Source organism: Bacteroidales bacterium (assembly GCA_021648725.1).
GTDB lineage: Bacteria > Bacteroidota > Bacteroidia > Bacteroidales > JAADGE01 > JAADGE01.
Genome location: JAKISF010000003.1, coordinates 1 through 13,194, shown reverse-complemented (window position 1 = coordinate 13,194; position 13,194 = coordinate 1). Strand labels below are relative to the sequence as shown.

The 13,194-nt window shown below is 31.9% G+C and carries 9 protein-coding genes; 4 read left to right on the top strand and 5 right to left on the bottom strand.

Annotation, left to right across the window (positions count from 1 at the left end; all coding sequences use genetic code 11):
• Position 1: 1 nt before the first annotated feature.
• On the bottom strand, positions 2–478 hold the full coding sequence (locus tag L3J35_01725; GenBank protein MCF6364897.1) for a phosphatase PAP2 family protein: 477 nt from the start codon (positions 476–478) through the stop codon (positions 2–4).
• Between the two features lie 231 nt (positions 479–709).
• Here L3J35_01725 and L3J35_01720 point away from each other — a divergent pair, with 231 nt between their 5' ends.
• Positions 710–1,270 carry a YfiR family protein gene (locus L3J35_01720; protein MCF6364896.1) on the top strand — a complete coding sequence of 187 codons (561 nt, stop codon included), beginning with the start codon at positions 710–712 and terminating at the stop codon, positions 1,268–1,270.
• 188 nt (positions 1,271–1,458) lie between these two features.
• Complete coding sequence (locus L3J35_01715; protein ID MCF6364895.1) at positions 1,459–3,792, top strand: YfiR/HmsC family protein; 2,334 nt, start codon at positions 1,459–1,461, stop codon at positions 3,790–3,792.
• A 163-nt stretch (positions 3,793–3,955) separates the two neighbouring features.
• Here L3J35_01715 and L3J35_01710 read toward each other — a convergent pair whose 3' ends face one another.
• The 4 genes from L3J35_01710 to folB form a co-directional block, all read right to left on the bottom strand.
• Positions 3,956–6,052, bottom strand: a complete 2,097-nt coding sequence (locus tag L3J35_01710; protein MCF6364894.1) for a S9 family peptidase — start codon at positions 6,050–6,052, stop codon at positions 3,956–3,958.
• Between the two features lie 70 nt (positions 6,053–6,122).
• Entirely contained in the window at positions 6,123–8,549 is a 2,427-nt protein-coding gene (locus tag L3J35_01705; GenBank protein MCF6364893.1) for a TonB-dependent receptor family protein, read from the bottom strand.
• A 400-nt stretch (positions 8,550–8,949) separates the two neighbouring features.
• Positions 8,950–10,419, bottom strand: a complete 1,470-nt coding sequence (cysS, locus tag L3J35_01700) for a cysteine--tRNA ligase (protein MCF6364892.1) — start codon at positions 10,417–10,419, stop codon at positions 8,950–8,952.
• 4 nt (positions 10,420–10,423) lie between these two features.
• Positions 10,424–10,774 carry a dihydroneopterin aldolase gene (gene folB, locus L3J35_01695; GenBank protein MCF6364891.1) on the bottom strand — a complete coding sequence of 117 codons (351 nt, stop codon included), beginning with the start codon at positions 10,772–10,774 and terminating at the stop codon, positions 10,424–10,426.
• Between the two features lie 94 nt (positions 10,775–10,868).
• On the opposite strand from folB, the gene L3J35_01690 reads away from it, so the two are divergent.
• Positions 10,869–12,569 carry a glutamine--tRNA ligase/YqeY domain fusion protein gene (locus tag L3J35_01690; protein MCF6364890.1) on the top strand — a complete coding sequence of 567 codons (1,701 nt, stop codon included), beginning with the start codon at positions 10,869–10,871 and terminating at the stop codon, positions 12,567–12,569.
• A gap of 17 nt (positions 12,570–12,586) precedes the next feature.
• Positions 12,587–13,051, top strand: coding sequence for a MaoC family dehydratase (locus L3J35_01685; GenBank protein MCF6364889.1), 465 nt, complete (start codon positions 12,587–12,589; stop codon positions 13,049–13,051).
• The last annotated feature ends 143 nt before the right edge of the window (positions 13,052–13,194 follow it).

Below are 13,194 nucleotides of genomic sequence, written 5' to 3'. Positions count from 1 at the left end.
CTTACTTAATTAAAATCCGGGGTTTAATAATTATATAAACTAAAGCAGAGATAAAAACTCCTAACACAGCACCTCCTATAATATCCGACGGGTAATGAACTCCCAAATATATTCTGCTGTAGGATACAGTAAATGCCCAGAATAAAATAAAAATTGTATAGTTTTTGTTTCTGAAAATAAGTAAAGATAAAAATGCAAATGCAAATGAGTTTGCAGCATGTGAAGATACAAAACCGTAGCGACTTCCGGGCAATGAAAGGACGTGGGTTAAATCTTGAATTTCAGGGTTAAAGCACGGACGCAAGCGTTGGAATACATTTTTAAAAAGCTGAACGGAAATTTGATCGCTGAATGCAATTAAAAAGCCGAAAGAAATTAAAAGTAAAATTGTTTTTTTAAGTTTAAACCGTTTATAAATAAAAAAAAGTACTGACAGATACAGAGGAAGCCAAATTATTTTAGAACTGATTTGCCTCATAATAACATCGAAAAAGTTATTATGAAATTGATTCAAAAACAAAAAAAGCTCTGTGTCAACAGATAGAAGTTTTTCTATAATAAGCACAATTTTTTGGATTTTACTGAAAAGACAGATAACAAAAATATGATTTAAATATGTATAAAAAGAATAAATTATGAGAAATTTGCATATAAATTTCTAAAAAAGTATTAATTTTGTTAAGTTTCGCTTTACAGAATAGCATAATTTATGAAATTACGTTTAATGGGAAATATTAAAAAAATTTTTACAATTATAATGTTAGTTATGATTGCCGTAACATCTACCCGGAAAATGTTTTCGCAAACAGATAGTGAAAAAAGGGCAATGTGGATTTTTAATATTGCATCGGGTACAACATGGGAAAACGGATCAACTGTCCCAAAATATGTTATCGGTGTGTTCTCCTCGGAAACTGAATATAATGAGATAAAAAAAATAGCAGAAAAACGAACCGTAAAAGGCAAGGCTGTTGAAGTATACAGATATTCAAAATTAGAAGAAATTAATCCAAATCATATTATTTATATCACAAAAAATGAAAATGCACATTTAGAGCTTGTGTGCAATAAGCTTAAAAATAAAAATGTATTAATAATATCTGACAGGTCTGAGCAACCTGAGTATAGTGTATTTAATTTATGTAAATCGAACACTTCAGAACCTTTTAATATTAACACAAAACTTGCAAAAGAGCAAAACCTTGAGTTATCAGCATCAATATTCAAGGATAGGAGGAAGCAGAGTGGATATACGGAAGATGCAAGTTGAAACAAATAATAGAATTACTTAAAGTGAAAAAAGAATTAGCAGAAAAAGATATTGAGGTTAAGAATCTTAAAGAAATAATAAAAGAACAAGAAAAGCTCATAAAAGAATATGAGAGTAAATCAAACTAAACCTTTTAATATATTTTTCAACAAATAAAATATAAAACAAAAGACTTAAATTTTTTACAAATGAGAAATTTTAAAAAATATTTTACAATTATAATGTTAGTTATGATTGGTGTAATATCTTCTCAAAAGTTATATTCGCAAACCGAGGATGAAAAAAGAGCAATGTGGATTTTTAATATTGCCCCTGGCATAACTTGGGAGAACGAAGCTAATATTTCAAAATTTACAATAGGTGTATTCTCTTCTCAAAAAGCATTTGACGAATTGGAGAAATTAGCGGCAATGAGAACAATAAAAGGAAAACCCGTTGAAATAATTAAATATACAAATTATGCAGATGTTGAACCCAACCATATTTTATACGTCACAAAAAATGAGAATGCATATTTAGCATTTGTTTATCAAAAATTAAACGGTAAGAATGTTTTAATAATCTCGGACAGGTCTAAACAACCTGAATACAGCGTAATTAACCTGAATAAGGCCGATGCATCAAAACCTTTTGATATTAATACACGACTTGCCGGCAAACAGAATCTTAAATTTTCTACTACAATATTAAGGTTAGGAGGAAGTCGTGAAGACATCAGAATAATGCAAATTCAAACAAATAAAAGGCTTATTGCGGAACAAAAGATGTTGGAACAGAAAAAACTGGAAATAGAAGAAAAAGAAAAGCTTTTGAAAGAGCAAGAAGATAAAATTAAGAGCCAAAGAGACAGTATTGCCGGTAAAGAATATTTATTATCTGCAAAAGAGAATGAAGTAAAAGAGCAAAACTTAAAACTGGATTCTATGAGTTCTGAGGTTATGATGCGAAAAGAAGAGTTGTTAAAAAACCTTGCAATTCTTGAAATACAAACCGAAAACATTAATAAACAAAAAGAATTTGTTAAGAAACTTAATGAAGAGATTGAGTTAAAAAGTAAAGACCTTAAAGAACAAGAGGAAAGGTTAAGAAAGAATAAAGAAGTTTTGGGAGAATCACAAGCAACAGTTGCATCGCAAAAAACATATTTATTTATTTTTGCAGGAATCGGGATTGTTGTTATTTTCATGTTAATATTAATTGTTGTAAGTTATATAAATAAACAAAAGGTTAACAGACAACTTAGCGAACAATATGTTGCAATTAACAGCCAAAAAGATGAGATTCAAAATCAGGCGAAACAATTGGAAAGTGTAAACTCTGAACTTGAAAAGTTATCGCTGGTAGCCTCTGAAACTGACAATGCAGTATCTATTCTTGATGTAAACGGAAACTTTGAATGGGTAAATGCCGGGTTTACTCGAATGTACGGCTACACTTTGCAACTGCTGAGAAATGAATTAGATGAAAATATAATTAGTGCAAGCGGTAATCCGGATGTTAAAAGAGTAATTGAAGAAATACTTGAAACAAAGCAAACAGGTTATTATCAAAACCTTAATAAAACAAGAAGAGGGGAAGATATTTGGGCACAAACTACAATAACCCCGATATTAGATGACAACAATGAAGTTGTTAAATTAATTACGATAGATACAGATATTACCGTTGCAAAGAAAGCAGAGATTGAAATCATAAAACAAAAAGAATTTATTGAAATACAAAATGAAGCAATTACATCCAGTATCAACTATGCAAAAAATATCCAACAAGCAATTCTTCCTTTAGGAGATGATCTTGAAAAATATTTTGATTCGTTTGTTATTTTTAAGCCGAGAGATATTGTTTCCGGTGATTTTTATTGGTATGCACATTTACCCGCAACAGATGATTTTTCAGAAAAGATTTTTGTTGCAGCAGTTGATTGCACCGGACACGGAGTTCCCGGGGCATTCATGTCAATGATTGGAAGCCGTTTATTAAGTGAAATCGTTTTGGAGCAAAAAATTGTCAGTCCGAAAGATATTCTTGAAAGATTGGATGAGAAAGTTAAGTTGGCTCTAAGACAAGAAACAACTGATAATAATGACGGAATGGACATGACACTGTGTATGATTGAAAAAGAAGATAATACTTTTCATATTACATATTCGGGTGCAAAATGTGATTTGTATTACTATTCAAAAAAAGATGACGATATCACGATATTATCATCTGCCAGACGATCAATAGGGGGAACAATACAAAAAAGAGGGAATATTGAATTTGACAATAAAGATTTTTTTGTTTATAATGATGACAGTATTTGGCTGTCAACAGACGGTATTATTGACCAAAATAATGCCGAAAGAAAACGTTTCGGAACACCAAGGTATATTGAAACGCTTAAAGAAGCCAAAGACCTTAGTTTAGCTGAGCAAAAGAATTTAATAGAGAAAAGATTGGCAGAATATCAAGGAGAAGAGGAACAACGTGATGATATTACAATTTGGGGTATTAAGTTTTCCGACTTAAAATGGTCATGAACGTAATCGCTTTTTAAGTTCTTACTTTATAATGCTCCTTTGCACTTGTCAGTATTTTACAGGGCAAAAATGTTTGGTACGGAAGTTAGCTCGTAAGCATAAATTTAAATTAATAACCGAAGTTTGATATAATAAATGTTTACAGCTTAATGAGGTTTAAAAATTACTTAAGCCATTTATCCAACCAAGTTTTAAATTCTCTTTGCCAAAGTATTCCGTTTTGCGGATGCAATACCCAATGATTTTCTTCCGGGAAATAAAGGAATTTTGCCGGCACATCTTTTAAAATTGCAGCATTAAAAGCACTCATTCCTTGCGTTACGGCAATTCTGTAATCTTTTTGTCCGTGAATAACCATAATCGGCGTATCCCAATTTTGCACAAATTTATGCGGTGAATTTGCATAAGAATTTTGTGCAGTTCTGTTATTTTTATCCCAAAAAGCACCGCCTAAATCCCAATTTGCAAACCACATTTCTTCGGTTTCGAGATATTGTGCTTCAAAATTAAAAATTCCGTCATGTGCAATAAATGCTTTAAATCTTTTATTATGATTTCCGGCAAGCCAAAAAACAGAAAACCCTCCGTAACTTGCCCCGATTGCCCCGAGTTTATCCTCATCAATAAAAGGTTCTTTTTTAAATTCGTCAATTGCCGAAAAATAATCTTTCATATTTTGCCCGCCGTAATCTCCGCTTATTTGTTCATTCCATTCTTGCCCGAAACTAGGTAATCCTCTGCGGTTGGGAGCTACAACAACATAGCCGTTTGCTGCCATCATTTGAAAATTCCAGCGATAAGAAAAGAACTGACTGACTGACGATTGCGGACCGCCTTGACAATACAACAATGCAGGGTATTTTTTATTTGCATCAAAATGGGGAGGATAAATTACCCACACCAACATATCTTTTCCGTCGGTTGTTTTAACCCAACGCTCTTCAACTTTTGCAAGTTCTAATTGATCTAATACATCTTTATTTACAAAACTTAGTTGAGTTTCTTTGCCTTGTTCCTTAATTGCAAAAATCTCCGTAGGCATCGACATTGATTGTTTTGTTGCAATCAATTTATCCGACAGAACAGCAACAGAACGGTAATTATAATCGCCTTTTGTTACGGCATTTATTTCATTGCTTTCAATATTTAATTTGAAAATTTGAAAACGTGCATGATAGTCACTTACGGTATAAATGTTTTTTCCGTCTGCCGTCCAATTTATTCCGTGAATATTTTGGTCGAAATCTACTGTATAATCTTTCTTTTCTTTTGTTTTAAAATCATATATAAACAATCTGTTTTTGTCCGATTCGTAACCGTCTCTTTCCATGCTTTCCCATGCAATTTTTTTACCGTCAGGCGAATAAACAGGTGCTTTGTCGTAGCCGTTCATTCCTTCTGTTAAATTTGAGGTTGTTTTTGTTTCAATATTATACAAATAAATATCTGAATTTGTTGATAAAGTATATTCTTTCCCTTTTTTCTTAACGCAAGTATATGCAATTGTTTTACTGTCAGGACTCCAAGTAATTTCCTCAAATCCGCCGAAAGGTTTCAAAGGTGAGTCAAATTCTTCCTCTTTCATAATATCAAGTTCTCCTGAAACTGAATTTCCGTCAAAATCAGCAACAAAAATGTGGCTGTACGAATCTGTCCAAGTATCCCAATGGCGATACATTAAATCTTCTATGATTCTTGCGTTTGCTTTCGGCAAATCGGGATATTTATCAACAACATCGTCGATTAAATCAACTTCTTTTGCAAACAAAACTTTGCTTTCATCCGGAGAAATGATAAATCCTGAAATTCCGCCTTCAATATCTGAAATTTGAGTTCTTTTTGTTCCGTCTGCATTCATTTTCCACATTTGCATTCCGGATTCACCGTAAGTCATAAAATAAATTGTTTTACCGTCTTTACTCCAAACGGCATTATATTCTCCGCCGGCTGTTTCCGTAATTCGCTTCATATCACCACCTTCTGCCGGCATTGTATAAAGTTCTCTGTTGCCTTTGTCTTCGGCAATATCATAATATGTTATTCCGAAAAGCAAAGTTTTTTCATCGGGCGAGACCTGAACATCTCCCAAGCGTCCGAATGACCAAAGAACCTCCGGTGTCATAATATCACTTTCAAGTTTTAAATTTGGCTTGCTTATAATTTTTGCTTCTTTATCTTTTGATGCCTTGTTGCTATTGTCGGTTTTACACGCTGTTGACAATAACAATATTGTTGAAAAAATATATATAAGATGTTTCATATTGTGTGTGTTTTGAATGAATTACAAATGTAAGTTATATCTTTTATTCGGAGATTAATTTTATTGTTTTTTAAAACAATTTTTTAGTTGATTTTTCTTTTTCTTCTTTAACTTCCTTCTCTGTTTTTCGAACAGACTGTCCTTTATTCATTCTGAAACTGACCCTTAGAAGTAGTACGTTTTTAAGAAGGCTCATGTCTTGTGTTTTTAATTCAGAGTAATTGGCTGTTTCGGTATATGAACCTTGGTAATAATCCATTCCGAGTTCAAGCGGCAACATATAAAGAAGCATAACATTTAACTTCTTTTTAAAGAAAGGTTGCTGAACAAATAATCCCCAGAAATCATTATTCCACATATTATAGCCTTGTGCGGTAATGTATTTTGATAAGTTATTTTGAAATATTAACCCGCTGACACTTCCGTATTTTTTATTTACATATATTAACTGGCTGTTCATTCGCCAGTCGTTTATTTTTTGAATATTATTGTCAAATTCAATTTTGCTTTTATAAAAATCTGTATTTGTTTGAAGAAATAAACTTTTTCCGAAAGGTATCGTAAGATTTGCTTTTATTCCTTTATGCTCATATCTTCCGGCATTTTGATATGTAAGTTCAAATATTCCGTCGTTTCTTAATGTTCCTATTTGGCTGATGTAATTTTCGGAAAAATGATAATAAGGTTCAACTGATGCTAAACCTTTCAAGATATTAAGTTTAATTGAAAGTTTATGTTTTACTGCCGGACTTAAAAAAGGATTTCCTTTTGATACGGTTTCTTGGTCGATTACATAAGTAAATGGATTTGCTTCACTTATACTCGGATAATCACTTGATGATCTGTATTTTAGTTGTATATCTAAAATCTTAAAAGGTTTGTACTTGATATCTGCATAAGGTTGGTAAATGAAGTATGTTAATTTTTCGCCGTAAACCTTCGGAATACTTGTTTCAGCAGCACCGCCAAGTTTAATTCCGAGTTTTTTATTAATATTCCACGAGTAATATGCAAAAAATTTATGGCGTAATTCGGTTAAATTAAAATCAGGATTTGTGCCTTCCGGTACTTCATTAAAATAAATATTGTTTGTAATGAGTGTATTTGTAAGATTTTTAGTTTCATTTCCGTAACCTACTTGAATATTTGATTTATCATTTAAAGTATGATTGAATTCGGCATAGAATTTTGTATTTGTTTTATTGTTTGTTCCTTGCTCGGTTCTTCCTAAAACAGAATTTTCATAATATTTATTTGTATAGTTATCCTTGTATGTTGAATATGTAAAGTCAACATTCAAACTGTTTTTTTTATTAAACTTTCCGATATAAAAGAAAGAATGGTAATTGCTTTGATTGTTTGAATTATTATTTGTTTCAATTTCAATATTATCAATTATGTTTCCGTCTTGCAGATATAAAGTATTATATGTTTCGTTTGAGATGCCTTCTCCTAAAAGATATCCTTTATAATTACTTTCATAACTTACGGTATGTTTCGGGTTTATATAATAATCAGCACCTATGGTTAGATTATCACTTGTGTTTTTATATAACAAATTATGTAAATTACTTCCTGAGTTTTTATCAATTGTTAATCCGTTGTCATATTCTTTATAATTACTTGCCAACATTCCAATATTAAAAAAGCTGTATCTGACGGCAGAATAAATATTAATTTTATTATATGTGTAATTTATATTTGCATCAAAGCTGTTAATAGGAATACGGTAATTTGAATCTTTATTGTCGGGGTCGGTAATCAGTTGGTCAGAAAAATGGAATTCGGTTCCTTTATAATTTTCTTTTAATATAATGTTTATAATTGCAGAATATCCTTCCAGAGCATATCTTCCGCTCGGGTCTCTTATAACTTCAATTTTTTTTAACCTGTCGGGAGCTAAATTTTTGATATATTCTTGATCTTTTTCCAAACCGTTTACAAGAATTATGATATTTTCGTCTCCGTCAACTTTTATTGAATTATTATATCTGTCGTAATTAACACCGGAAACTTTTGAGAGTACATCTTTTGTATTTGCTGCCCCTGTTTTTAAATCACTTGTAACCAGATAAACATCTTTATCGATTAAACTTTCCTTTGTGCTGCCTTCTACTATTATTTCATCTATATTGTTTGCATCTCTTTTAAGTTTAATAATGCCGATGAATTCTGTTCCTGTTTTTACGGAAATTTCAGTAGTGTCCGGTATATATCCCATATATTCGGTTATTAATTTATAATTTCCTCTTAACAAGGGAATTATAAAGAAGCCTTTTTGGTCAGTTACTCCTCCTGTTATCAGGCTGTCTTTCATATTAAATACGCGAACATTACAAAACTCTATAACTTTTTTGCTTTGTTCGTCTTTTACCTGACCAGAAACTCCTATATTGTTTTCTGCAAAAACATTACTGCTGAAACTCAAAAAAAACATTATTATTAATACATAAAACTTATATGTTTTTTTCAATTTATTTTCTTTATTGACATTCATTGTTTTGGCTTTTTATTTTTAAGACGTATATAATTGCAAATAGTTACAAAAAATTTAATAACTCAAATGTCATGTTTTTTTTTGTAAAAGACGGATAACATATATAAACAGCAGTATTCATATAACAATCGGTTTTGTTTTATTTGTATAAACTTTTCGTAGTGTATTTTTTCCTGTTTATCAAGTAAAAAGTGTTGTTTGCGACACAATCGTTTTTTTTCTTAGCCGCATGTGTATTTTATCTTTGCAAATCAGAAAGTGTATTTGCAATTAAAAAATACTAACGCAGGCAACCAGAATATACATAAAATGTTTGTTTTCAGAGGTTTAGTGTGTAAAGTAAATGTAAATGACAATAAAAAATGCCGAAGTAATTCTATACTTTTTGTTTATAATGTAATTAATTAATCTTCCACTCAGAGCCTTCTCTCGTGTCCTTAACAATAATCCCTAGTTCTTTAAGCTCGTTTCTTATTTTATCAGAAGTTGCAAAATCTTTATTCTTTTTTGCCTCTGTTCTTAATTTTAAAAGAAGCTCAATAACATCCGAAAGCTTTTCATCATTATTGCAAGTTGCTTCTTCGTCTTTTAATCCGAGAATTTTAAAAACAATATCATCATAGAAGTTTTGCAAAGAAGACAAATCATTATTATTAATTGTTTCGTTTCCTGCAGCTATTGAATTTATCATTTTAACGCCGTCAAATAAATGAGCAATTAAAACGGGAGTATTTAAATCGTCATCAAGTGCTTTAAAGGATTTGCCGGTCAAAGATTTGACATCTACGGTTGATTCATTGCTTTCTTTTAAATTATTTAAAGTCTGAATTCCTGTCATTAATCTGTTAAATCCTTTTTCGGATGCTTGCAATGCTTTATTTGAGAAGTCAAGCGTACTGCGGTAATGTGCCTGTAATATAAAGAACTTTACAACCATCGGGCTGTATGCTTGTTCTAAAAGTTCATGTTTTCCGCTGAACATTTCATCAAGCATAATAAAGTTATTTAAAGACTTGCTCATTTTTTGTCCGGCAATTGTAATAAGGTTGTTATGCATCCAATACTTAACAGCTTCTTCACCTTTTGCAGCTTTCGATTGTGCAATTTCGCATTCGTGATGGGGAAATTGAAGGTCTAAACCGCCACCGTGAATATCAAATTTATTACCGAGATATTTTGTGCTCATTACCGAACATTCCAAATGCCAGCCGGGAAAACCGTCGCTCCATTTTGAAGGCCAACGCATAATATGTTCCGGTTCTGCTTTTTTCCAGAGAGCAAAATCGAATGAGTTTTTTTTATCACTTTGTCCGGCAAGTTCTCTTGTATTGTTTTGGAGGTCTTCCAAAATTCTTCCTGAAAGTTTGCCGTAATTATTTGTTTCGGAGTATTTTGCAACATCGAAATATACAGAACCGTTCACTTCGTATGCGAAACCGTTTTTTAAAATTTCTTCAACCATTTCCGCTTGCTCAATAATGTGTGCAGATGCATGCGGCTCAATGCTCGGAGGCAATGTGTTTAGTTGCTCCATGTTTTTATGATAACTGTTTGTATATTTTTGAACAATTTCCATTGGTTCAACTTGGTCAAGCTTTGCTTTTTTTGCAATTTTATCTTCTCCTGCATCGGCATCATTTACGAGGTGCCCTACATCAGTAATGTTTCTGACATATCGAACTTTATATCCGGTATATTTTAAGTATCTGAATAAAACATCAAATGTAATTGCCGGGCGAGCATGCCCCAAATGAGAATCGCCGTAAACCGTAGGTCCGCAAACATACATTCCTACAAAGGGAGGATTTATGGGTTCAAATAATTCTTTTTTTCTGCTTAATGTATTATATATTGTTAATTTGTTTTCCATTGTTTTATTTTGTCATTGTAATACTTACTTTTTTAATTTTTCCGCCCATGGGAGGATTCATTTTTGACAGTTTAATGCTGACGGATTTCATATTTTCTAATTTATTATGCAACGCATCAATAATTCTGCCTGCAATATTTTCCAGTAAATTGGATTTTTTTTGCATTTCAGTTTTAATAATTTTATAAGCTGTTTGATAATTAACAGCATCTTCGATTTGATCACTTTCCGCAGCCTTTCGGCAATTTGTTTCAATTTTCAAATCAACTAAAAAGCGATTGCCTACAATTTGTTCTTCTTCGTAATGTCCGTGATAGGCATAAAACTCCATACCTTCAATTTCTATAAATCCCATATTAAAAATTTACGAAAATAAATTCAATTTGCAAATGTATTAAAAAACAATAATTCATTTTATCTTTGCATGATAATTTTACAGACAGATAATTATGACAGACAAAAATAATAATGAAGTTTCGGAAGAAAAAAAACCATTAAACTTCATTGAACAAATTATTGAAGAAGATTTGAAATCAGGAAAACACAAAGAAATAATTACACGGTTCCCGCCTGAACCCAACGGATATTTGCATATCGGTCATGCAAAATCAATTATCCTTAATTTTGGTTTGGGAGAAAAATATAACGGAAAAACAAATCTTCGTTTTGACGATACTAATCCCACAAAAGAAGAAATTGAATTTGTTGATTCCATCAAAGAAGATGTTGAGTGGTTGGGTTTTAAATGGAACGGAGAAGATCTTTATTCGTCAGATTATTTTGAGCAACTTTATAAATGGGCAATAAAGTTGATAAAAGAAGGGCTTGCTTATGTTGACGACCAAAGCGGAGAAGAAATTTCTGCAACAAGAGGTACTCCGACAAAACCCGGTATTGAAAGTCCTTTCAGAAATCGCTCTGTTGAAGAAAATTTAGATTTATTTGAACGCATGAAAAAAGGCGAATTTAAAGATGGTGAAAAAGTTCTTCGTGCAAAAATTGATATGAGTTCGCCCAATATGCATATGCGTGATCCGGTTATGTACAGAATAAAACACGAATATCATCACAGAACAGGAAATAAGTGGTGTATTTACCCGATGTATGATTATACACACGGGCAATCAGATTATCTTGAGGGTATTACACACTCAATTTGTACGCTTGAGTTTGAAAATCATCGACCTTTGTATGATTGGTTTCTGGGTCATATTTACGAAGAAGGCAGAACAAGACCTCGCCAGATTGAATTCGCCAGATTAAACTTGAATTATACTGTTATGAGCAAAAGAAAGCTTTTGCAACTGGTTGAAGGGAATTATGTTTCAGGTTGGGATGATCCTCGAATGCCTACAATTTCAGGCTTACGGAGAAGAGGTTACACGCCGGAAGCATTAAAAATCTTTGCTGAGAAAGTAGGTGTTGCAAAAAGAGAGAATATAATTGATGTAAGTTTGTTGGAATTCAGCATAAGAGAGCACCTTAATAAAGTTGCCCAAAGAGTAATGACGGTAATTGACCCCTTAAAAGTTACTATTACAAACTATCCGAAAGGAAAGGATGAGTTATTATCTGCAATTAATAATCCGGAAGATGAAAGTGCCGGAACAAGAGAAGTTCCGTTTTCAAGAAATTTATATATTGAAAAAGAGGACTTTAAAGAAATTGCAAATCGAAAATTTTTCAGGCTTAAACTCGGAGGGGAAGTAAGATTAAGATATGCTTATTTTATTACTTGCAATGAAGTTATAAAAGATGAAAACGGAGAAATCACAGAACTGCTTTGCACTTATGACCCTCTTTCAAAAGGCGGAAAATCACCTGACGGCAGAAAAGTAAAAGGAACGCTTCATTGGGTTTCTGTTGAACATGCAATTGATATTGATGTTAAACAATATGACAGATTATTCAGCGATGAATCCCCTGACAGCCACAAAGATAGAGATTTTAAAGAGTTTATAAATCCTGACTCTTTAACTCTTATTGAAAACTGCAAAGCCGAACCGTTTTTAAAAAATGCAAAAATCGGTGAAAAGTTTCAGTTTGAAAGAAAAGGATATTTTACACTTGATAAAGACAGTAATTCAGAAAAACTAACATTTAACAGAACAGTTACATTAAGAGACTCTTGGAGAAAGAAAAATAATTAATTTAAAACACAAAAACTATGTCAAAAGTAATTGTAAACAGTCTTGAAGAATTTGCATCACATGAAGGCAAAGAAATCGGAACTTCCGCCTATTTGAAAATTACACAGGAGCAAATAAATAAATTTGCAGATGCAACGCTTGATTTTCAGTGGATACATACTGATGTTGAAAGAGCAAAAAAAGAAACACAATTCGGATCAACTATTGCCCACGGTTATTTAACACTTTCGGTTTTACCTTATCTTTGGGAACAAATTATTGAAGTTAATAATTTAAAAATGCAGGTAAATTACGGTATTGAGAAATTCAAATTTATGGAAGCCGTAAGGGTTGATGACGAAGTCAGATTAAAAGTAACAGTTGAAAGTATTAAGGATTTAAGAGGTATTTGTAAAGCTGAAATGCGTGCTACCTTAGAAATAAAAGACAGAAAAAAACCGGCTTATATCGGGACTATTGTTTTCTTATATCATTTTGAATAAGTCAGTAGTATTTTATTTAGGGCTTGCTGATTTTCTCGGCCTTAAAAACAGCTTATTTCTGATTTTTTTATTTTATCATCACAAAAATACAAGTCAAAAATTTGGATTTGTGTTTTTGTAAAATTTAAAATCGAAAAATATAG

Bases quoted from the DNA above. Each gene is read 5' to 3' on its own strand.
- L3J35_01725 (MCF6364897.1), bottom strand. From the start codon at position 478: ATGAGGCAAATCAGTTCTAAAATAATTTGGCTTCCTCTGTATCTGTCA.
- L3J35_01720 (MCF6364896.1), top strand. From the start codon at position 710: ATGAAATTACGTTTAATGGGAAATATTAAAAAAATTTTTACAATTATA.
- L3J35_01715 (MCF6364895.1), top strand. From the start codon at position 1,459: ATGAGAAATTTTAAAAAATATTTTACAATTATAATGTTAGTTATGATT.
- L3J35_01710 (MCF6364894.1), bottom strand. From the start codon at position 6,052: ATGAAACATCTTATATATATTTTTTCAACAATATTGTTATTGTCAACA.
- L3J35_01705 (MCF6364893.1), bottom strand. From the start codon at position 8,549: ATGAATGTCAATAAAGAAAATAAATTGAAAAAAACATATAAGTTTTAT.
- cysS (MCF6364892.1), bottom strand. From the start codon at position 10,419: ATGGAAAACAAATTAACAATATATAATACATTAAGCAGAAAAAAAGAA.
- folB (MCF6364891.1), bottom strand. From the start codon at position 10,774: ATGGGATTTATAGAAATTGAAGGTATGGAGTTTTATGCCTATCACGGA.
- L3J35_01690 (MCF6364890.1), top strand. From the start codon at position 10,869: ATGACAGACAAAAATAATAATGAAGTTTCGGAAGAAAAAAAACCATTA.
- L3J35_01685 (MCF6364889.1), top strand. From the start codon at position 12,587: ATGTCAAAAGTAATTGTAAACAGTCTTGAAGAATTTGCATCACATGAA.